Here is a 21,918-nt window from a genome sequence, read left to right as displayed (position 1 = left end):
GAATGGCGACAAGCCTGTCATTTAATTTCAATTTTTCATATCGTAAATTAACGCAAAATCAGATTAATAATTGGAATAGTTGTTCATCTTTATTGATTTCGATATAAGTAAATCCTTTTTTCTCCATACGCGATATAATCTGATGATAATCTTCAGCTCTTTGCAACTCGATGCCTACTAAAACTGGCCCCTTATCACGATTATTTTTCTTGGTATACTCAAAACGAGTGATGTCATCGTCTTTTCCTAGTACTTCATCCATAAATTCTCTTAGTGCACCTGCGCGTTGCGGAAAATTAACGATAAAATAATGTTTAAAACCTTCGTAGATTAACGAACGTTCTTTAAATTCCTGCATACGATCGATATCATTATTACCGCCACTTACAATACATACAACGTTTTTCCCTTTTATTTCATCACGGTAGTCATCTAGTGCTGAGATTGGTAACGCTCCTGCCGGTTCTGCAACAATCGCATTTTCATTATATAAATCTAATAGGGTAGTACATAGTTTACCCTCTGGTACAACTGCGATATCATCAATAAAATCTTTGGCAATATCAAACGAAATATCCCCAACTCTTTTGACGCTTGCACCATCCACAAATTTATCAATTTTATCTAATTTAACAACTTCATCTTTTTCTAAAGCAGCTTTCATTGATGCTGCTCCTTCAGGCTCTACTCCGACAATCTTCGTATCTGGACTGATACTATTTAGGTACGAGCCGACACCCGAAATCAAGCCGCCACCGCCAACTGCCATAAAGACATGGGAAATCGGCTCTTCCATACAATCTAAAATTTCAAGACCAATAGTACCTTGTCCCGTAATTGTCCGTGTATCATTAAAAGGGTGAATGAATGATGCATCATGTTCATTACAGTATTCCATTGCTTGATCGAATGAATCATCGAAGGTATCCCCGATTAAGCGAATTTCAACAAATGGTCCGCCGAAAAATTCGACACGGTTTACTTTTTGCCGAGGAGTTGTACTCGGCATGAAAATGACACCTTTCACTCCTAATGCCTTACAAGAATAGGCAACACCCTGCGCATGATTTCCCGCACTAGCACAAACCACTCCATTGGCCAGTTCTTCCTGGGTCAATCCTTGCATCAAATTATACGCCCCTCGAATTTTAAAGGAACGTACGACTTGAAGATCCTCTCTTTTTAAATATACATTACAATCATACTTATCAGACAGAATCGGATCACGCTGTAATGGTGTTTTAACTACCACATCTTTTAAAACTTGATTTGCGATAATAATATCTCTAACTTGAATTGGATTAACTTTTGTACTCATAATTTGAACCCTTCCTACTTCAATTGTTAGATTTATACTAACATAAACAAGCAAATTAGAAAATATTTTTATCCTAATATGTAAAGCTTCTTAAAGTTGAAGTTAACAAACCTCCGCTTCCATTACTTATGAAGCGGAGGTATATTAAGTCCAATCTTTTCAATAGGTTAGGATTGCTACATCCGTATGACCTATATGAATTTCATCTGTAACTTTTTGTTTGTTTAAGCAATTCGTGTAGGTCACACCTTTATCCAGAGAAATCGTTACCGGATCCGTATTGTGATTTAAAATGAACAGGTAAGTTTCATTACTATTTTTCCTTTCCACAACTTCCACATTAGTTGGCACTGAAAGAGGTGCGGAAATACTTAATTGTTGCAAAATCCCCTCAAATAAATTATCTACATACGCTTCAGATGGATTGGTACCAATATAAATCGAACTACCTTTACCATACTGATGAATCGTCACTGCTGGAGAGTCTTGATACCAATTTTCTTTAAATGTTGCAATTGATTTAGCACCTTCCAATCTAATAATATCAGCCCATGTATCAACAGTTGACGGTTCTCCATTTGCAACAATCGTATTAGTTTCTTCATCAGCCATTGGAGCAAACTCCTCAACCGTTAAGCCCAATAACTTACGAAGAGGTGCCGGGTATCCACCTAAGTGAATATGGTCCTGTTGATCAGCAATTCCACTAAAAAAGCTTACTACTAGTGTACCCCCTTGATCGACAAATTGTTCTAAATTTTTTTCTTCTCCGTCTCGAATCATATATAGCATCGGAGCGACAACTAATTGGTAGTCTGAGAGATCACTTGTAGGATCTACAAAGTCTACTGCAATATTTTTCTCATAAAACACGCGATAATATTGATAAACTTGATTTAAATAGGATAATTTATTATGTGGCTTTCCTTCTAATTCCACTGCCCACCAATTTTCCCAATCAAATACAATGGCCACTTTCGCATTAGTTCTAGCATCAACTAGTCCATCAAGTTGCTTTAACTCGTTCCCTAATTGTTTAACCTCCTGATACGTACGACTCTTAGGGTTATTCGAGTGCGGGACCATTGCACCATGGAATTTTTCTGCCCCAGCTCTACCTTGTCGCCATTGGAAATACATGACCCCGTCACCGCCTCTTGCAACGGTTGAGTAACTCCACAGTCGCATTTCTCCTGGTTTTTTTGTCAGATTAATATCTCGCCAATTCACATGAGAGGTTACCTGCTCCATTAAATAAAAAGGTTGACCATGCTTCAAACTTCTCATTAAGTCATGATGCATTGCATGTCGATATGGTTTTCCTTCTCTTGGATCTGGGTAGGAATCCCAGGTTACTAAATCCATATCTTTCGCCCATTCAAAGTAATTAAGTGGTTTAAATTCATACATGAAGTTAGTGAAAACAGGGATCTCTGGTGTAATATCTCTAAGTACTTCTTTTTCTGTTTTATAAAGTTCAAAAATCGCTTCATCCATAAAACGCTTGTAATCTAACTTCTGACTCGGGTTATAAAAAGTTGGTAAATTTGCTGGAAATTGAATCTCATCCCAAGCATTATAGCGTTGACTCCAAAAATTTGTACCCCATTTCTTGTTCAAGTTATCCATTGTATGATATCTATCTTTTAACCAAGTACGGAACGCTTGCAAACTTTCCTCACTATAGCACTCAGCTAGATGGCATCCATATTCATTATTTATATGCCACAATTTAACTGCAGGGTGATCTTTATACCGGTTGGCCATTTCTGTAACTAACTGTTTAACAGCATATCTAAAACGCTTACTATTTGGCGAATAATGCTGTCTGGATCCAACTTGGAAAGGTACACCATTTTCTTGTACAGCTAATACTTCTGGGTATTCTTTGGATAACCATGCTGGTGGAGAAGCAGTTGCAGTCGCCAAAGCCACTCCGATTCCATGACTATGTAAGATATCTAAAACCTTATCTAACCAAGCAAAATCAAATTGACCTTCCTTTCGCTCGATAACAGACCAGCTAAATATCGCAACAGAAACAAGGTTTACCCCTGCTTCCTGCATTAATTTTGCATCCTCTAGCCAAACCTGTTCATCCCACTGTTCTGGGTTGTAATCTCCACCAAAGGCTATATGTGGCATGACCTCTTTGATTTGCTTTACCATATATATCTCTCCTATCTTTATTAATTATATTTATTAACTATTACGTACATCTTATAAGAAAACGTTGTCATAATCAACTATTTATTATTTTTCAATTTTGAATCCAAGGCAATTTGAGATAATTTTCATATTATAATTTTTGAGGTGATCTTATGTCAGAGGATAATGATAATCTATTATTTGGAGGATGGGTAGTAGCAATCGGCACCGTTATTTCTGCTTTAGCAAATACACCTAGTTTTTCGATCACACCTTCCGCAACAAAAGATTTAAAAATCATTGGAAATTCTCTACAAGCAACCGGAAACGCTATTCAAGTTGAACGACTTACTTCAGTACAGTTAGAAAATATCGCAAATGAAATCCAGGCAATAGGTAACACCACCGTTATAAGTTCACTAATACTACAATTAGATAAACAAACAAAAAATGCACTTAATAAAAAAGGTAACCTGCTTCAAGCACTCGGAGGAAGTATCAGCTTTTCGGAGGACTGGAATAAAAAACGAACAATTAATGTTTTGTATAGTGGTATCGGTAATTTGTTACAAGTAATCGGTAACAGCATGCAAGCTTTGTCAACACAAAGAAACAATAGTGAGATGGAGTGGAATACAATTGGCAACTGGATTCAAGCAACGGGAGCACTAATGACAGCAATAGCTGTTACAATTTAATGTAATTCAATCGTCCCGTAATGAAACTGTGCCGTTTTGCGAATATGCCGGGTAAAGCCGTAATGCCTAAAACGTTCACTTTGCCAATGATCTTTTAGAACAATCCGTTGTTTTGCGACACGTCTTGCTTCTGACAATATTTTATTCGTAAGATCTGTATTTACGGCAATCATTCGTAAAGGAGCTATACCATCAGATTCTTTGATTTCTTGTTGAAACATAGGGTCAAAATAAATGACATCGATACTTTTAGTTGCTGCATTTTTCAAAAAATGATAATGGTCCTCATTATGTACTTCAATATTCCTCATTGCTTGATCAAAAAAATCTAACGAACTTTCGAATCGCATTAATCCTTCCTTCACAATCATAGATATCATTTTACTTGCTTCCACTCCAATAACTCTTCCAGAATTTCCAACAGCTATACTGGCTATGATACTATCAGCTGCTAAACCAAGTGTGCAATCTAAAAAACTCATCCCTTGCTTTAACTTTGTAACTTCCAAAAATGGTTCCCTTTCTCCTTTAATAAAACGTTTAGCACGAATCATGGAGAGGTTAGGATGGAAGAAGATTTTTTCATCGGAATCGATAGGTGATATGTATAATTCGTCATGACTAAACACAAGAATATCTGTTTTATATTCTTGCTTTAATTTTCTTAAAGAACGTTGATTTCTCACTACATATTGCAAGTGATACTGATTCGCTAATGCTTTTGCATCTCTTTCCAATTTAAACTGTTTGCGAGAAGCTGTTGTTATAATCATTGTTTTTCATTCCCATATGTCATTTCTTTTAAGATAAACCAGGTAATTCCCTGTTCCTTTTAGTAGTAATTTTGAAATGGATAATAGACTTAATACTCGCCATGGCTTACCCACTTCGCTTTCCAAGGGAAAACGCCACTGCATAGAAAACACTACGAAAGCTTGCTTGAGTAGATGTTGCACTTGTGCCCGTGGTAAAAGGGAAGTGGACAGCCGGAGCGGTGGGTAACATCTACTATATTTCAAAATGGCTACATTTAAAAAGCGTTGTTACCGCAGATTATCTTTCCTTGCTTATGAAAAAGGATGTTAACCAATACATGATTAACACCCTTTAATGCATTAACTTGCCGGTTTAAAATACATTTTGCAAATTCGGTACGACTTGTTTTTTACGTGATACTACGCCTTTTAATGTTGCTGTTTTGTTCTCAAGTGTTACATCAAATGCTTTTGCTACTTTGTCTTCTGCTTCCCCTACTGCAAGAACAACAGAGTCATTGTTAAGAATGTCGGTAATAACAAAGACAAATAGCTTTAAGCCTTTATCTGCAACAGTTTTCTCAATAGCCGGTTCGATTTCGCTGCGAAGTGCTAATACATCGTCAACTTCCACTGTATTTACCTGAGCGATTTCTACTTTACTTCCATTCATATCGAATTCCTTAGCATCCATAGTGATTAAGTCTTGCGCTGATTTGTCACTTAAGTCTGCACCTGCTTTTAACATATCCAGACCGTATTTTTCAATGTCGACACCTGCAATTTCCGCTAGTTCTTTGGCTGCTGCTACATCTTGATCTGTACATGTTGGAGATTTAAATAATAATGAGTCGGAAATAATTGCTGACAGCATTAGTCCTGCTGTTTCTTTCTTTATTTCTACATTGTTCTCTTTATATAGCTTATTAAGAATCGTTGCTGTACAACCAACAGGTTCTGCACGATAATAGACCGGATCTTTTGTTTCAAAGTTCGCAATACGATGATGATCAATTACTTCTAATACTTGCACACGATCAATGTCTTCTGCACTTTGTTGTCGTTCATTATGGTCTACCAAAATAACTTGGTCGACTTCATCTGACACATTCTCTACCATTCGAGGTGCAGATTGATTAAAATGATCTAATGCATATTGGGTTTCGTTATTAACTTCTCCTAATCGAACTGCTTCTACTTCTTCACCTAAACCAGTTTTTAACTCGGCATAGGCAATTGCAGAACAAATTGTATCTGTATCCGGGTTCTTGTGTCCAAAAATTAACGTGTTTGCCATGTTTAAAACTCCTTTTTTTACCATTTATATGTTCCAGTTTTATTATACAGGAATTATCCTCAAAGAAAAATTATTTACTTAATTTGACCAGTTCCATGCAATAGGTATTTTGTAGACGTCAATGCTTCTAACCCCATAGGTCCACGTGCATGCAATTTTTGCGTACTAATGCCGATTTCAGCCCCAAAACCAAACTCAAAACCATCTGTAAAACGAGTGGAAGAATTATGATAGACTGCAGCTGCATCTACCTCATTCATAAACGCTACCACATGTTCCTCATTCTCTGTAATAATTGACTCTGAATGATGGGTACCATATTTGTTAATGTGATCAATCGCTTCTTGAACAGAATCAACAATCTTTAGAGCAACTATGTTATCCAAATACTCGGTTTCGTAATCTTCTTCTGTCGCTTCAATAATATTTTCGCCTTTTGAAACAGCAAAATCGTCACCATGGATTTCCACATCTGCTTTTTGTAAGGAAGTAATTAATGATTCCAAGTTATTTTCTGCCCATTTCTTCTCGACTAGTATCGTTTCTATTGCATTACATACAGAAGGTCTTTGTGTTTTGGCATTAATCGCTATATCAATGGCCATTTGTTTCTGCGCTGTTTCGTCAATAAATAAATGACAATTTCCTGCTCCAGTTTCGAGAACAGGAACAGATGCATTGGCTACAACAGTGTCAATCAACTTCTTGCCACCACGTGGAATTAAAACATCTAAATAGTCATTTAATTTAAACATTTCAGATGCTGTCTCGCGGCTTGTATCCTCAATTAATTGGACTGAATCATTTGGAAGTTCAGATTGTTTTAAGGCATCATGAATTACTTTTACTAAAGCTGTATTGGAATGAATGGCAGACGAGCTCCCACGCAGTAGTACAGCATTTCCAGTCTTTAAACAAAGACTAGCTGCATCAATCGTGACATTTGGTCTTGCTTCATAGATCATTCCAACTACTCCAATTGGAACTCGTGCCTTCTGTATATTTAATCCATTTGGACGTGACCATTCTTCCATAATTTCACCGATAGGGTCCTGTAATTCAACAAGCTCTAATAAAGCATCGGCCATATCATCGATCCGTTCTTCATTTAAAATCAAACGGTCGATTAACGATTCATGTAACCCGTTATTTCTTCCTTGTTCAATATCACGATTATTTTCTTCGATAATAAACGTCTTTTGTTCCTTTAATTGTGCAGATAATAGTTCCAGTGCTCTGTTCTTTTGTTCTGTCGTATTGGTAGCTAAAGCTGTTGTTGTTGCACGTACTAATTTAGCTTTTTGCAATAAATCACTCATAATTATAGGCCTCCTTAATTGATAAAACGAGTCGGTCACGATGAATGACTTCCGGTCGTTTTCTTGCTGATTGTTCCATCGCAATCTTACTCGATTCTCCTTTTGATTTAATTAATTCCTCTGAGGAATAATTCACCTGTCCTTTTGCTATTACATCATCATCAAAGACAATTTCAACAACCGAACCTACGTTAAACTCTCCATCCACCCATTTAATACCTGCTGGTAATAGGCTTTTTCCTTGATGTAAGATAGCTTCACTTGCGCCTTTGTCAACATGTAGTTTTCCAGAAACGGAAGAATGGAAAGCAATCCATTGTTTTTGTTTGCGAAAACTACTGGTAAGTTCTTCGCCAATATAGGTACCATCACCTTGGTTATTGATAATTCTGACAAGCTTATCCTCTCCTTTACCTGTTCCGACAAATACGCGAACACCTAAAGAAAGAGCAGTTTTGGCTGCAAGAAGTTTGGACTTCATACCACCTGTTCCAAATTTAGAACCTGATTCATGTTTGGTTTGTTGCAGAATTTCAGCTGTTAATTTTGGTAGTCGATGATATTTTTTAGCAGTTGGATCTGTCTTAGGATTCTTATCATATAAACCGTTAATATCGGTTAGCATCATTAAAAAGTCTGCATGTACCAGCCCGCTTACTAAAGCGGACAACATATCATTGTCGCCAAACGTTAGCTCATCGATGGCTACTGTGTCGTTTTCATTAATAATCGGTATCACGTCTCTTTTTAATAATTCGGTTAAGGTGGCGTAAACATTACTGTACTGCATTTCATTACTAAAGACATCTTTCGTCAAAAGTAGTTGCGCAGTCACCATGCCATATTGACGAAAGGCATCTGTGTATGCTTGCACTAATAATCCTTGGCCCACTGCCGCTGCTGCTTGTTTTCCTGAAACGGTAACAGGTCTTGTTGGGTAACCGAGATCAAAGAATCCAGCAGAAACTGCTCCCGAGGAAATTAATATGACTTCATAGTTCTCTTTTTTTAAGGCGGCAATCGCTTGAGCATGCTCTTTTAATTGAAGCAAATCTAAACCACCATTTTTATTTGTTAGTGAACTACTCCCTATTTTGACTACGATTCGCTTTTTTGCCATCCTATTCACGCCTTCGTTTATTTCATCTATCAAAAAAGACCCTCTCATCCTTCATACAAAGGACGAAAAGAGTCTTTTCCGCGGTACCACCTTAGGTTGATCATATTTTTAGATACGATCCACTTACCTCTTTAACGCAGAGCGACGATTAAGTTTATTCTTAACAGTTCTTAGAGTAGGTTCATTCGTGTATTGGGTGTTGGAATTTCCCAGCCTTTGAATTCCAATCTCTTATCACCATTTCACCAACTACTGGCTCTAATCATAACTTTTTTATTTATTCTATTGCTATTATAGAAAATAGTTGCCAGAAACTCAAGTGTTTCCGCTTATTAATATTTCACTTTAACAATCCAGTTAAATGGATCTTTTTCTTCCCCATATTGGATGCCTGTTAATGTATCATACAACTTTTTGGCAATCTCACCTGTTTCACCATTGTTAATATGCATCTTCTTGCCTTCCCAGGCTAATTCTCCAACTGGTGAAATGACAGCTGCAGTTCCGGATCCAAACGCTTCTTCTAATTCACCTTTTTGATAATGATCATAAAGTTCATCCATGGTAATTTTTCGTTCATTAACCGTGATATCCCAATGTTTTAATAATTCGATAACAGAATTCCTCGTAACACCTTCTAAAATACTGCCGTTTAAAGCTGGTGTAACGATTTCTCCATTAATTTTGAAGAATACATTCATGCTACCTACTTCTTCAATGTATTTTTTCTCGACACCATCTAACCATAAAACTTGAGCATAACCTTCGTCAGCTACTTGTTCTTGCGCTTTTAAACTTGATGCATAGTTACCAGCTGTTTTCGCTTCCCCTGTACCACCTTTTACGGCACGTACAAATTGATTCTCAACTGCAATTTTTACAGGATTAATCCCTTCTTCATAATACGCACCAACCGGTGATAAAATCACAATAAACTGATAGGTAGCAGATGGTGATACTCCTAAGTATGGTTCAGTAGAAATAACAAACGGTCTTATGTATAAAGAAGTGCCAGGTGCATTTGGTACCCATTCTTGATCAATATGTACAAGATGTTTAATCGCATCAATCGCAAACTCTTCATCAATTTCAGGGATACACATTCGATCATTGGAACGATTCAAGCGTTCCATATTTTTATCAGGACGGAATAATTGAATCTTATCACGTTTGGTACGATATGCTTTTAATCCTTCAAAAACGGTTTGACCATAATGGAAGACGATCGCAGCAGGATCTAGCACTAATGGCTGATAAGGTACGATACGTGGATTATGCCAACCCTTCTCCGGATTATAGTCTTGAATAAACATATGATCCGTAAAATATTTTCCGAAAGAAAGCTGATCTGATTGCGGCTTTTCTTTTGGTTGTTCGTTTTTAATATAAGTGATTGTGTACTCTGACATAAAAAGACTCCTTATTTGAATGAATTCGATACATGTTTGGCAAAATAACCTATAACCTATATTTTATTACTAAACAAGTCAATATGACAACCATTAAATTTGAAAATTTTCAAACAATTGAAGGAGTATGACCATGGCGTTTGAATTATCCGAAAGATTTGAAACAGCATTTAACCAAATACACGACAAATTATGTGATTATGTTAATGAACATAATAACCATGCTTCTTTTACAGAAGTCTTAACTAAAGCAAAAATTCAACATCCGGTCATCGAGCAATATTTTGACCTTTTAAAACAATGCAGCAAATTAAGAAATGCAATTGTGCACCGTAAAATTAAGGAGGATTTCTATATTGCAGAGCCGCATCAAGAAGTGGTCCATGAATTAGAAACATTGGCTAAACTTTTAAGAGAGCCTCCTTCTGCACTCTCCATTGCATCTAAACCAGTAGAATTTTTCTCCTTAGATACTCCATTTAAAAAAGTAATGGATTGTCTAATAAAAAAAGGTTATTCCCAATACCCAATATATCACGAAGATCGATTTGTTGGGCTTTTAACTGATGGAGATATAGCTCACTGGTTTGCTGAAAATATGGATAGCGGCAAAAAAATATCATCCGATCAAGCAATAGGAGACTTTTTTAAAATGGAAAATAATGTGCACACAGTCATAACCCGAAAAGAAACAAGTGTGATAGAAATTGAAAGCATGTTTAAAAAATATATAGAAAACAATCAAAAATTAGAAGCAATCATCATTACTGAGACAGGTAATAGTAAGGAATTGCCGATTGGACTTATTTCCTCATGGGATTTAGTCCGACTGAGAAAACACTCATTTCCGCTATTAAGACATACTTAGGTAATATTTTATACACGATTTAAATGAGTATCTTTAAAGTGAGTAGGATATTTTAAGCCATAACCAAACATTCTGTCCATACCAATGTGAGATGACAAGATTAATCCAGCAGCTAAAAAGATTGAATTTGATAAAAATATTCCAATCAGAAAAATGAGTATTGCGACGCTTAAGGTATGTATGAAGTTATAAACCATCGAACCCACCTTATTATTGATCAGATATCCCAGCATAAAAATATCCGGGCTTAACAACAAAATAAAAAACCAGATCCAGCTAAAACCAAAATAAAAGTAACCATACAAACTTAATAATAATATTGCCAACCCTTCTACATGTAATAGAATTTTATTCATATTAATCATCCACTTTCCATTTACTTATATATTAGCACAAACCTCATATTATTTTACTTCGAATTTTTCCAAATAAAAAGGATACAAATTAACTTGCAATTTGTATCCTTTACTTTATTTACATATTCGCAACCGATGGCAATGCTGTCTCTCCCATTAGGAACTCATCAACATGACAAGCTACTTCTCGGCCTTCGTTGATTGCCCATACGATTAGACTTTGACCACGTCTTGAATCACCTGCAGCAAAAACATGGTCTACATTCGTGCGGAAGTCTCCATATGCTGCATCCACTCGATTTCTTTCTGTTTTCACATTGAATGCCTCAAGTACTGGATGTTCAGCACCTTCAAAGCCAATTGCAATTAATACTAATTGTGCTGGCCATACTTTCTCTGTTCCAGGAATTTCTTCAAATACAAACATTCCATTCTCATCACGTGTTTTCTTCATTTCCACTGTGTGTAATTCTTTCAATTTGCCATTATCATCAGTAACGAATTTCTTCGTTTGGATCGAATACTGACGAATATCCTCTCCAAATTTCTCTTTCGCTTCTTTGTGAGCATACTCTAAACTGAAAACTTGTGGGAATGCTGGCCACATATTATCATCTGAGCGTTTAATCGGTAATTGTGGGTGTTTACCGAACTGGACAATACTCTTTGCTCCTTGACGAAGTGCTGTCGCTATACAGTCAGCACCTGTATCTCCACCACCAATTACAATAACGTCTTTTCCGTCTGCATCCAATTCACCTTCAACAGTAAAACTGTCATCTAAAAGCGATTGCGTTGCTTTTGTTAAATAATCCATCGCAAAACGGACACCTTTACTGTCACGACCTTCGATAGGTAAGTCACGGTGCTTTTGAGCTCCTGTACATAAAATAACGGAGTCAAACTGCTCTTTGATTTCGTCAGCAGCAATATCTTTACCCACTTCCGTATTTAATATAAAGGTAACTCCTTCATCACGCAATAACTGCACACGTCGTTCTACTACATCCTTATCTAACTTCATGTTAGGGATACCGTATGTTAAAAGTCCCCCTGCGCGATCGGCACGTTCATATACCGTTACCTTGTGTCCTGCTTGGTTCAATTGATCTGCAGCAGCTAAACCAGCAGGTCCAGAACCGATAATCGCTACGGTTTTGCCTGTACGTTTAACTGGTACACGAGGTTGAATCCAGCCGTTTTCAAAACCTGTATCAATGATTTTCTGTTCAATATTTTTGATCGTAATTGCCGGGTCGTTAATGGCTACTGTACAAGAGCCTTCACATGGTGCTGGACAAACTCTCCCGGTGAATTCCGGAAAGTTATTTGTTTTCATTAAACGATCCAAAGCTTCTTTCCATTTCCCTTTGTACACCAAATCATTCCACTCAGGGATGAGGTTATAGACAGGGCAACCAGAAGTTGCCCCATCAATATCCATCCCAATATGACAGAATGGTGTACCACAATCCATACAACGTGCTCCTTGTGTTTTTGCTACTTCATCTGAGAAAGGAGCAGAGTATTCTTTCCAGTCATGAATTCTTGTTAACGGATCACGCTCATTTGCCGTTTGTCTTTCAAACTCCATAAAACCTGTTGCTTTCCCCATATCATCTGTCTCCTTTCTATTTCATCACAATTTCTTCTCTATTTATTTCTACTGTCATTTTGTTTTCTTTTTTTGCCGTAAATGCTTCTAATCTCGCTTCTTCCTCAGAAAAACCTTGAGCTTCAAACCATTCGATTTGTTGTAACATTAATTTATAATCAGTAGGAATAACTTTTACGAAATTGACTACTTCTTCCTCCCAGTTTTGTAAGGTAATCATAGCCTTATCACTATTTGTATACTCTTGGTGATTCATAATTAATTCTTTCACTTCCTCAATTTCATCTGGATCTGTAAGTGATTCAAACTGTACTAATTCATCGTTACATAGACGTTTGAATTTTTCGATATTATCAGGTTTCACGTAAGCAATCCCGCCAGACATACCTGCTGCAAAGTTTTTACCTACATTTCCTAAGATGACAATGCGTCCACCTGTCATATATTCACAACCATGATCTCCAACACCTTCGACTACAATGTTGGCTCCACTGTTTCTTACAGCAAATCGTTCTCCTGCATATCCTTGAATATAAGCTTCCCCGCTAGTTGCACCATAGAAGGAAACATTACCAGCGATCACATTGTTACCAGGATCAATGGTAGACTTTTCGGATGCACGTACAATCACCTTTCCACCCGATAAACCTTTACCAACATAGTCATTGGCATCTCCTGTTACGGTTAGTGTCATACCAGAAGGAATAAAGGCACCAAAACTTTGGCCTGCTGAGCCTCTGAAATGAAGATTAATCGTATCCTCCGGCAATCCTCTTTCACCATATTTTTTCGAGATTTCACTACCAACAATCGTACCCACTACTCGATCTGTATTTTTAATCGGGAAAGAGGCTTCTAATGCTTCTCCTGTTTCGATCGCATGTTGTACAGTCGGTAAAATGTATTTAAGGTCTAATGATTGATCAAGCTTATGATCTTGTTTTGTTGTATTGGTACGAGTACCCTCTGCTTGATATAATAAGGTGGTTAAATCAAGATGTTTTGCTTTCCAGTGTGCCTCCGCACGTTCAGAAACCTCCAAGACATCTGTTCTTCCAACCATTTCATCTATCGTTCTAAAACCAAGTTCAGCCATGATTTCACGAACTTCTTCGGCAAGGAATGTCATGTAATTGACGACATGGTCAGGGTTTCCGGTAAATTTCTTGCGTAGTTCAGGGTTTTGGGTTGCTACCCCTACTGGGCATGTGTCATTATGACAAACACGCATCATGATACATCCAACAACAACCAATGGTGCTGTTGCAAATCCATATTCCTCTGCACCAAGTAGTGCAGCCATCACGACATCTTTACCTGTTAATAATTTTCCGTCTGTTTCTAAAATGACTCTATCTCTAAGGCCATTTAACATTAATGTTTGATGTGCTTCTGCAAGACCTAATTCCCACGGTAAGCCTGCATGTTTAATACTTGTTTTAGGTGAAGCACCAGTACCACCGTCATAACCAACAACAGAGATAACATCTGCACTGCCTTTTGCCACACCTGCAGCGATCGTACCTACACCAGATTTTGCTACTAGTTTGACACTGACACGTGCATCACGATTGGCATTTTTTAAATCATGAATAAGTTGTGCTAAATCCTCAATCGAATAGATATCATGGTGTGGTGGAGGTGAAATTAAGTCAACGCCTGGTGTGGACCCACGAACATCTGCTACCCATGGGTATACTTTCATGCCTGGTAACTGTCCACCTTCACCTGGTTTTGCCCCTTGCGCCATTTTTATCTGTAATTCTTTGGCATTCACAAGGTAATGGCTTTTGGCACCGAAACGTCCTGATGCTACCTGCTTGATTGCACTAGAACGTAAGTCACCATTCTCATCAACCGTAAAACGATCCGCATCTTCGCCACCTTCACCACTATTACTTTTTCCACCTAAACGGTTCATTGCAATAGCCAATGCTTCATGGGCTTCCTTGCTTATCGAACCAAATGACATTGCCCCTGTTTTAAATCGTTTGACAATCGAATCAACGGATTCCACTTCTTCAATTGGAATACTATTCGATTTCTTGAAGTCGAATAAATTACGCAAAAAGCCAATTCGCTCTTCATTCGCCGTTTTCGAGAATTTTTTAAATAACTTGTAATCGCCACGACGGCATGCCCATTGTAATGTATGAATCGTTGTTGGATTAAAGGCATGGTGCTCACCTACTTGACGCCATTGGAAATCACTTCCTGATTCTAGTGACTGTTCAATCGCTTTTTTATAACCGTCTTTATGACGTTTTTCTGTTTCTTCTTGAATCACGTCTAGATCAATACCATCGATTTGTGAAGCCGTACCTGTAAAATGATCTGCAATCACTTGTTTGCTGATCCCTACTGCTTCGAATATCTGTGCACCACGGTAACTTTGAACTGTTGAAATACCGATTTTTGACATTACTTTGATAATACCTTCTGTTGCCACACTAATAAATTTATCTTGAACCTGTGCTAAATTCATTTTTAGTTGATTGTTTAAAATCGTTTCATAATAGGTTTGGTACACTAAATACGGATGAATCGCATCAACACCATAACCCAGCATTGTCGCAAAATGGTGTACTTCACGGGCTTCACCAGTTTGTGCTATAATACTTGCCTTTGTACGCAGTCCTTCACGCACTAAATACTGATGTAAACCACTAACAGCTAATAGAGTAGGAATCGCCTTAGAACTTGCATCCATATCTTTATCACTAAGAATAATGATATTGCTTCCTGCTTTTATCGCTGCTTTTGCATCTGTAAACACTTTATCAAGGGCTTTCCCCATATCTTTTGTAAAAAGTGTGTCGATCACAGTCGCCTGAAATCCTTCGATTTTATTGCTCTCTAATTTTTCGATCTGAGAATTAGATAAGATTGGCGAATCTAATCGAATTCGATATCCCTTTGTATTTGTCGGGTCAAGAATATCTCCCTCTCCACCTATCCATGTCAACATTGATGTAACTAATTGCTCACGGTAAGCATCGATTGGTGGATTTGTCACTTGTGCAAATAATTGTTTAAAATAATTGAACAAGCTTTGCGGACGTTCTGATAAAACAGCTAATGGCATATCATTTCCCATTGCACCAATTGGATCTTTTCCACCTTCAATCAGCGGAAGCAAGTATTTCTCGACATCTTCTGTTGTATAACCAAATGCTTTTTGTTTTTGTAGAAGCTGAGGATCTAAATACGCATCATCTTCCGCATCCACTTCTAATGGCACAATTTGTTCCTCTAACCATTCTTGATAAGGATGAGCTTCTGAAATTTCCTCTTTTATCTCTTTATCTGAGATAATTCGTCCTTCTTCAATATCTACTAATAGCATTTTGCCTGGGCTTAAACGTTCTTTTAATAAAATATTTTCTTCTTCGTAATCAATGACACCAACTTCTGAAGAATAGATAATATAGTCATCTTTTGTCACATAATAACGCGCAGGTCGCAACCCGTTACGGTCAAGGATTGCACCGATTTGCTTGCCATTTGTGAATGTAATCGAAGTTGGTCCGTCCCACGGTTCCATCATCATACTATGGTATTGATAAAAGGAACGTTTGTTGGGATCCATGTGTGGATTTTTCTCCCATGGTTCCGGAATCAACATCATGGCAGCATGAGCTGGCTTACGTCCGGCTAAAGTGAAAAATTCCAGTGCATTATCTAATGTTGCTGAGTCACTGCCCCCGCCATTAATAATCGGCATAACTTTTTGCAAGTCCTCACCAAACGCTTTCGAAACAAATTGTTGTTCTCTTGCACGCATCCAGTTTACATTTCCTCGCATCGTATTAATCTCACCATTATGAATGAGATAACGGTTAGGGTGAGCTCTTTCCCAAGATGGAAATGTATTCGTACTAAATCGTGAGTGTACTAACGAAAATGCTGATACAAAATCTTTCTCTTGAAGATCTAAATAAAATTTATCAACTTGATCCGGCGTTAGTAGCCCTTTATAGACAATCGTTCTACTTGATAAACTTGGGAAATAAAAACGATATTCTTTTTCATTTGCCCAATTTTCAGCTTGTTTACGGATAATATATAACTTTCTTTCAAATGCAAGATCATCTTCTAATTCGTTTGCCGCCTCAATAAATACTTGACGTACATTCGGCAATGTATCAATCGCACCTTTACCAATGTCTGCAGGATCTACAGGCACATCTCTCCAGCCGATTAGTTTTTGTCCTTCCTGTTCAATTAATTGATTGATTTTATCGATCGCTTCTTCTTGTTCTTTTTTATTTTGAGATAGAAATAACATACCAACTCCATAACGACCTACAGCTGGTAGTTGAAAGTCTTTACATACTCTTCTAAAATAAGAATCAGGGATCTGTACCATTAATCCAGATCCATCACCTGTAAGTGGATCACTCCCTTGTCCACCACGGTGTTCTAATTTGCATAACATGTCTAAACCTTTTTTTACGATATCATGTGTTTGTTTCCCTTTTATATGCGCATATAAGCCAATACCACAAGCATCATGTTCAAAATCCGGATGGTATAACCCTTGGGCACTAGGCAAATCTTGATACGTCATATATGTCGCCCCCATTCAAATATACTTTAAGGTGTCTATTAACATTGTAAGTTTTATTATTGATCGAAACAATATATAATAAATATGATATTGTTCTAATTCTGATATATATTATGAGGTGAAACCTGTGGAGTTACGTCAATTGCGTTATTTTGTTGAAGTAGCGGAGCGTGAACACGTATCAGATGCGGCAGCGGAATTGCATGTTGCTCAATCTGCTATAAGTAGACAAATTGCTAATTTAGAGGCAGAGCTAGGTGTGGAGCTCTTTGAAAGAGAAGGAAGAAATGTGCGTTTAACACATATAGGGAAGATATTTTTAACACATACCAAAACGGCATTAAAAGCAATCGACCATGCAAAAAAACAAATCGATGAATATATCGATCCAGAACGTGGCTCGATTAAAATTGGTTTTCCTACCAGTTTAGCAAGTAATTTGTTACCAACAGTGGTATCGGAATTTAAAAAGAAACATCCTAAAATTGCTTTCCAATTGCGACAGGGATCGTATAACTTTTTAATTGAATCAGTCGAAAACCGTGAAATTGATGTTGCATTTTTGGGACCTGTACCAACAGAGCATCCCGATATCTTGGGTGATATTTTATTTACGGAGAGCTTTTATGCATTAGTTCCAAACTCACACCCTATCGCCGAACAGAGTAGTGTGAACTTAAGAGACTTACATGATGAATCATTTGTTTTATTTCCAGAAGGGTATGTTTTGCATCAATTAGTAATAGATGGATGTAAACAAGCTGGATTTACACCAAACATATCATCACAAGGGGAAGATTTAGATGCGATTAAGGGGTTAGTCGCTGCAGGTATTGGTATCACATTATTACCGGAAAGTGCTTTTAACGATTTGAATCCATATTACAGTGCAAAAGTAGCAATACAGAATCCAGAATTAAAACGTACTGTAGGAATTATTATTCCAAAAAACAGAAAGCTTGCTCCATCTGAACAAGTATTCTATGAGTTTATTAAGGAATTCTTTTCTATTTTACAACGGTTTCAATAAGCGGAATAAAAAAACAGAGTTATTTAGCCAAAATAAAAAACCGAACTTTTTGTAGTTCGTTTTTTGGGTATTTTCTACATTAAATGTCGTGGTTAATTCTACAACAATATGTGATTGATATGTTCACGGGATAATACCCTCTCTTGACGGGATAAGACTCTCGCTTAACGGGATAATTAGAGTTATCCCGTTAAGCGAGAGTCTTATCCTGTGAAGAATATTCTTACATTAGATCAAAGCTATTTTATCATTTTCACGATTTAATGACTTAACTCTAAGAAGAGTTACAACGATTCTTTCCTCTGTCGTAAGTGATGTCCCATCCTCTTTCGTAGAACATATATATTATTCGTTTACTTCGCCATTTGTAATTTACCTAACCAGCGTTCAGGATTCTTAAATTCTAAGTCTTCTAATAAAAAGGTGTGGATACTACTGTGATCTTTATTCCATAAGGCATCCTCAATCGAAAATGTTAATGGTACCTCTGTATATATTTCTGCTAGTTTGCGAGAAATTTCAAGATCTTCTGCATATTGATCCAATTTATTTTGCATCCCTTTTGTTAAATTATCTTTATCAGCTAGCATGTTATCAATCGTTTCATACTGCTGTAGAAGCTTTAATGCAGTCTTTTCACCGACACCTTTAATGCCTGGATAATTATCGGAGGAATCGCCCATTAACCCTTTCAATTCAATAATTTGAGCTGGGGTAAGCCCTCTTTTTTCATAAAAGTTATCAATATTAAACACATCATAATTGCCTTGTCCTTTCTTCATGATGGCAATATTGATCTGCTGGTCTACAAGCTGCAGTAAATCTTGATCCCCAGTTACTACTGTCACTTGATGATCTGCTTGTAGTTGTTTTGCTAAAGTACCAATACAATCATCTGCTTCATACCCCACAATTCCTACATTGGGGACTTGAAATGCAGAGACAATATCTTTTGCCAAATCAAACTGTGGAACCAACTCCTCTGGTGGTGCATCACGGTTTGACTTATAGCCTTTGTATAAATCATTTCTAAAAGTTTGACTTCCCATGTCCCAGCAACAGATAACATGTGTAGGCTGAAACGTTTCTATCGCATTACAAAAGTAATTTAGAAAACCAAACAATCCGTTTCTTGGGATCCCTTTACTATTTACCATAAAATTACCGGTAAATGCTGTTGCAAAGAAACCTCTAAACAGCAACGCCATTCCATCTATAATTAAAACATTTGATTTGTTTGTCATTCAATTCACCTTCTAAGATTAATTAATTTACTTCTACATACATAATTAGTATATTAAATGCTAGACTTAGATTTTGCAATATAAAGGAGAAAGATTGATGGATAAAAAATTCGAAAAAGCGACATTTGCTGGTGGCTGCTTCTGGTGCATGGTAAAGCCTTTTGATCAGTGGGATGGTGTCGAAAGTGTTATTTCAGGTTACACTGGTGGCCATATCGAAAATCCCGTATATGAAGAGGTCAAAAAAGGAACAACAGGACATTATGAAGCTGTTCAGATAACATATGAGCCAGAAAAAATTAATTACCAACAAATATTAGATTTATATTGGCCACAAATCGACCCAACTGATGATGGTGGTCAATTTCACGATAGAGGTCCTCAATACCGGACAGCCATTTTTTATCATAATGAAGAGCAACGATCACTTGCGATAGATTCCAAAAAAGCATTAGAAAACGAAAATAGATTCCAGAAAGAGATTGTTACTGAAATTTTACCAGCAGCTACCTTTTATCCTGCAGAGGAATATCATCAGGAGTTTTATAAGAAAAATGAAAAGGAATATAAATTAGATCGTGAACAATCTGGTAGAGACGAATTTATTGAGAAGCATTGGGATTAATGATATATACAGCCAAAGTTTAATTAGTATGCCGTATTTTAGGCATACTATTTTTATAAAATAGAGCTGCCATAATCGACTCTCTCTGTTTAACTATTGTAGCCTTAAATCGATTTTAACATATATATTTGAGACTTTTCGTACTCACATTTCATTTTATATCTTATTGAGTACCATACAGTAATAGAAGGTACTCTATACACAGGAATCATTGAACTCATTGTTATTCTCGTCCGCTTAATTCCAAAATATTTAAACCCTCGGATGGCTCTGGTGCTTCAAAAAATTTAGTAACATGATTAAACACCTCTTCCGTGTCAAAAGCCCTTCTTTCGGGTTGTTCGTTACGTCTTTGTGCAATATGACGTAAGCATTTCTCGTTATTTAGATTAAGGAAAATTAGTTGATGGCTTGCATTTATCTCTGACACCATATCCAAAAACCACTTTCGCTGTTTTTGAGTGTTAGCCGGAAAATCCATCACTACATCTGTACCAACACTTAATATGTTTTGGACATGCTTTTTCACCAACGGTTTAAGCTGTGCTGAGAATTTTAGATAGTCTTCAAATGTTTCAATCTGATTTGGATAAAGAAATGACAGCCATTCATCCTCAGACATCAGTACTGCATGTTTTTCTATAGTCAATTGTTTTGATTTAGTTGATTTTCCTGCACCCATTTTTCCACAGAAAAAGTATAGCTTTCCCAATCGTTTCATATACTAACCTCCCAGGCTTATTTATTGGATAACTCTGTCCATTAGCTCAAAAAGCAATAAAACACGCGACATCAACAACACCTCGTTCCACTAAAACATTCCGTTAGCTTAATAGTCCAGTAGATTCAAAATCTCTATTAAACATTACATACCCTAAACTTGCACCGACAAAAAAAGGGAATATTTCAGGAATTATATACACCTTTAGTTGAAGAGTATCTTATATTGAATTAGCTATTTTAATTAACTCGTCTTCTAATTCCTTAGTGTCCTCACTATAATACATTATTTGTAAATTATATTCTATCTTTCCATCAAACCAATGTAATTCAGCTCCACTGATTTCTTTGTTTAACTTAAACAAACCAGTTATATCATCACCTATTTTAATTTCATCATATCCATTCATATCTGCATACTCGCTATAATACCTATCGAAATTTGCCACAGTATAATTAACATTCGGTATAGCTGGTTGATAGATGGAACCTTCATTCCATCTATCATCTTCTTCTATCGAAGGGTATCTAATAGATGTGACAATCTTTTCATTGCTGTCTTCCCATCCCACAATAGCTACATTTGTTTCTTCGTGCTCAAAAGGGAAATATGTCGGGTACTCAATTTCATATGGCAATACTACTTCTGCTTTTTTCTTATCTACGGGTTTATATAATATGTTTACATCTTCTTCTGCCACTTCAAGTTTCCTTGTGTCCAGTTTTTTTTCAGATGTACAAGCACTCATAATAAGCAGTAGGAACATTATCCAAACAAATCTCTTAAACAAAATTACACCCCATTAAAAATATACTTCTTATTGTA

At 36.8% G+C, this 21,918-nt stretch carries 17 protein-coding genes and 1 other annotated feature; of the genes, 4 read left to right on the top strand and 13 right to left on the bottom strand.

Translation table 11 applies throughout. From position 1 onward, the window contains the following. Positions 1-58: 58 nt before the first annotated feature. Together ilvA and BUC25_RS11455 are read right to left on the bottom strand one after the other, a co-directional pair. Complete coding sequence (ilvA, locus tag BUC25_RS11460) at positions 59-1,318, bottom strand: threonine ammonia-lyase IlvA (RefSeq protein ID WP_073202010.1); 1,260 nt, start codon at positions 1,316-1,318, stop codon at positions 59-61. Between the two features lie 159 nt (positions 1,319-1,477). Next, positions 1,478-3,487, bottom strand: coding sequence for a beta-galactosidase (locus tag BUC25_RS11455; RefSeq protein WP_073202009.1), 2,010 nt, complete (start codon positions 3,485-3,487; stop codon positions 1,478-1,480). 152 nt (positions 3,488-3,639) lie between these two features. Between BUC25_RS11455 and BUC25_RS11450 the strand changes: the two genes are divergently transcribed. Next, positions 3,640-4,164: a DUF6944 family repetitive protein gene (locus tag BUC25_RS11450; protein ID WP_073202008.1), complete on the top strand. Its 525-nt coding sequence runs from the start codon at positions 3,640-3,642 to the stop codon at positions 4,162-4,164. Here the strand turns inward: BUC25_RS11450 and BUC25_RS11445 are convergent. From BUC25_RS11445 to BUC25_RS11425, 5 genes are all read right to left on the bottom strand, one after another. After that, positions 4,161-4,937 carry a class I SAM-dependent methyltransferase gene (locus BUC25_RS11445; RefSeq protein WP_073202007.1) on the bottom strand — a complete coding sequence of 259 codons (777 nt, stop codon included), beginning with the start codon at positions 4,935-4,937 and terminating at the stop codon, positions 4,161-4,163. The two genes, BUC25_RS11450 and BUC25_RS11445, sit on opposite strands and share 4 nt — an antisense overlap. A 355-nt stretch (positions 4,938-5,292) precedes the next feature. Then, positions 5,293-6,216, bottom strand: a complete 924-nt coding sequence (locus BUC25_RS11440) for a manganese-dependent inorganic pyrophosphatase (protein ID WP_073202006.1) — start codon at positions 6,214-6,216, stop codon at positions 5,293-5,295. Positions 6,217-6,290: 74 nt separating this feature from the next. Further along, positions 6,291-7,535, bottom strand: coding sequence for a glutamate-5-semialdehyde dehydrogenase (locus BUC25_RS11435; RefSeq protein WP_073202005.1), 1,245 nt, complete (start codon positions 7,533-7,535; stop codon positions 6,291-6,293). Then, the gene (gene proB / locus BUC25_RS11430) at positions 7,528-8,655 is read right to left on the bottom strand and encodes a glutamate 5-kinase (protein ID WP_073202178.1); all 1,128 of its coding nucleotides are present in this window, start codon (positions 8,653-8,655) and stop codon (positions 7,528-7,530) included. The genes BUC25_RS11435 and proB overlap by 8 nt, the downstream gene beginning before the upstream one ends. A gap of 55 nt (positions 8,656-8,710) precedes the next feature. Continuing rightward, positions 8,711-8,930 (bottom strand) — a binding site (T-box leader). Positions 8,931-8,987: 57 nt separating this feature from the next. Continuing rightward, positions 8,988-10,064 (bottom strand): branched-chain amino acid aminotransferase, encoded by a 1,077-nt coding sequence (locus tag BUC25_RS11425; protein WP_073202004.1) that lies wholly within the window; start codon positions 10,062-10,064, stop codon positions 8,988-8,990. A 133-nt stretch (positions 10,065-10,197) separates the two neighbouring features. Here BUC25_RS11425 and BUC25_RS11420 point away from each other — a divergent pair, with 133 nt between their 5' ends. Next, positions 10,198-10,932 (top strand): CBS domain-containing protein, encoded by a 735-nt coding sequence (locus BUC25_RS11420; RefSeq protein ID WP_073202003.1) that lies wholly within the window; start codon positions 10,198-10,200, stop codon positions 10,930-10,932. Between the two features lie 8 nt (positions 10,933-10,940). Here the strand turns inward: BUC25_RS11420 and BUC25_RS11415 are convergent, their stop codons facing one another. The 3 genes from BUC25_RS11415 to gltB all read right to left on the bottom strand — a co-directional run bounded on the left by BUC25_RS11415 (position 10,941) and on the right by gltB (position 17,473). Then, positions 10,941-11,288 (bottom strand): DUF4260 domain-containing protein, encoded by a 348-nt coding sequence (locus BUC25_RS11415; RefSeq protein ID WP_073202002.1) that lies wholly within the window; start codon positions 11,286-11,288, stop codon positions 10,941-10,943. Between the two features lie 118 nt (positions 11,289-11,406). Then, positions 11,407-12,903 (bottom strand): glutamate synthase subunit beta, encoded by a 1,497-nt coding sequence (locus BUC25_RS11410; RefSeq protein WP_073202001.1) that lies wholly within the window; start codon positions 12,901-12,903, stop codon positions 11,407-11,409. A gap of 16 nt (positions 12,904-12,919) precedes the next feature. Next, positions 12,920-17,473 (bottom strand): glutamate synthase large subunit, encoded by a 4,554-nt coding sequence (gltB, locus tag BUC25_RS11405; RefSeq protein WP_073202000.1) that lies wholly within the window; start codon positions 17,471-17,473, stop codon positions 12,920-12,922. Positions 17,474-17,600: 127 nt separating this feature from the next. Here gltB and gltC point away from each other — a divergent pair, with 127 nt between their 5' ends. After that, the gene (gltC, locus tag BUC25_RS11400; protein WP_073201999.1) at positions 17,601-18,503 is read left to right on the top strand and encodes a glutamate biosynthesis transcriptional regulator GltC; all 903 of its coding nucleotides are present in this window, start codon (positions 17,601-17,603) and stop codon (positions 18,501-18,503) included. 353 nt (positions 18,504-18,856) lie between these two features. On the opposite strand, the gene BUC25_RS11395 is transcribed toward gltC, so the two are convergent. Further along, on the bottom strand, positions 18,857-19,747 hold the full coding sequence (locus BUC25_RS11395; protein WP_073201998.1) for a 5'-3' exonuclease: 891 nt from the start codon (positions 19,745-19,747) through the stop codon (positions 18,857-18,859). 97 nt (positions 19,748-19,844) lie between these two features. Between BUC25_RS11395 and msrA the strand changes: the two genes are divergently transcribed. After that, on the top strand, positions 19,845-20,372 hold the full coding sequence (gene msrA, locus BUC25_RS11390; RefSeq protein ID WP_073201997.1) for a peptide-methionine (S)-S-oxide reductase MsrA: 528 nt from the start codon (positions 19,845-19,847) through the stop codon (positions 20,370-20,372). A gap of 223 nt (positions 20,373-20,595) precedes the next feature. Here msrA and BUC25_RS11385 read toward each other — a convergent pair whose 3' ends face one another. Both BUC25_RS11385 and BUC25_RS11380 read right to left on the bottom strand, forming a co-directional pair. Then, the gene (locus BUC25_RS11385; RefSeq protein WP_073201996.1) at positions 20,596-21,093 is read right to left on the bottom strand and encodes a P-loop nucleotide/nucleoside kinase family protein; all 498 of its coding nucleotides are present in this window, start codon (positions 21,091-21,093) and stop codon (positions 20,596-20,598) included. 220 nt (positions 21,094-21,313) lie between these two features. After that, on the bottom strand, positions 21,314-21,883 hold the full coding sequence (locus BUC25_RS11380) for a hypothetical protein (protein ID WP_170862686.1): 570 nt from the start codon (positions 21,881-21,883) through the stop codon (positions 21,314-21,316). Positions 21,884-21,918 lie beyond the last annotated feature (35 nt).

Origin of the sequence: Gracilibacillus kekensis (genome assembly GCF_900143085.1) — a bacterium.
In the GTDB taxonomy this organism is placed as follows: Bacteria; Bacillota; Bacilli; order Bacillales; family Amphibacillaceae; genus Gracilibacillus; species Gracilibacillus kekensis.
This window is presented reverse-complemented; position numbering and strand designations above follow the sequence as displayed.

Excerpts from the sequence above, each read along its gene's own strand:
- BUC25_RS11415 (WP_073202002.1), bottom strand. The coding sequence starts at position 11,288 with ATGAATAAAATTCTATTACATGTAGAAGGGTTGGCAATATTATTATTA.
- BUC25_RS11385 (WP_073201996.1), bottom strand. The coding sequence starts at position 21,093 with ATGAAACGATTGGGAAAGCTATACTTTTTCTGTGGAAAAATGGGTGCA.
- BUC25_RS11455 (WP_073202009.1), bottom strand. The coding sequence starts at position 3,487 with ATGGTAAAGCAAATCAAAGAGGTCATGCCACATATAGCCTTTGGTGGA.
- BUC25_RS11410 (WP_073202001.1), bottom strand. The coding sequence starts at position 12,903 with ATGGGGAAAGCAACAGGTTTTATGGAGTTTGAAAGACAAACGGCAAAT.
- BUC25_RS11450 (WP_073202008.1), top strand. The coding sequence starts at position 3,640 with ATGTCAGAGGATAATGATAATCTATTATTTGGAGGATGGGTAGTAGCA.
- proB (WP_073202178.1), bottom strand. The coding sequence starts at position 8,655 with ATGGCAAAAAAGCGAATCGTAGTCAAAATAGGGAGTAGTTCACTAACA.
- gltB (WP_073202000.1), bottom strand. The coding sequence starts at position 17,473 with ATGACGTATCAAGATTTGCCTAGTGCCCAAGGGTTATACCATCCGGAT.
- BUC25_RS11425 (WP_073202004.1), bottom strand. The coding sequence starts at position 10,064 with ATGTCAGAGTACACAATCACTTATATTAAAAACGAACAACCAAAAGAA.
- ilvA (WP_073202010.1), bottom strand. The coding sequence starts at position 1,318 with ATGAGTACAAAAGTTAATCCAATTCAAGTTAGAGATATTATTATCGCA.
- BUC25_RS11440 (WP_073202006.1), bottom strand. The coding sequence starts at position 6,216 with ATGGCAAACACGTTAATTTTTGGACACAAGAACCCGGATACAGATACA.
- BUC25_RS11445 (WP_073202007.1), bottom strand. The coding sequence starts at position 4,937 with ATGATTATAACAACAGCTTCTCGCAAACAGTTTAAATTGGAAAGAGAT.
- BUC25_RS11435 (WP_073202005.1), bottom strand. The coding sequence starts at position 7,535 with ATGAGTGATTTATTGCAAAAAGCTAAATTAGTACGTGCAACAACAACA.
- msrA (WP_073201997.1), top strand. The coding sequence starts at position 19,845 with ATGGATAAAAAATTCGAAAAAGCGACATTTGCTGGTGGCTGCTTCTGG.
- BUC25_RS11420 (WP_073202003.1), top strand. The coding sequence starts at position 10,198 with ATGGCGTTTGAATTATCCGAAAGATTTGAAACAGCATTTAACCAAATA.
- BUC25_RS11395 (WP_073201998.1), bottom strand. The coding sequence starts at position 19,747 with ATGACAAACAAATCAAATGTTTTAATTATAGATGGAATGGCGTTGCTG.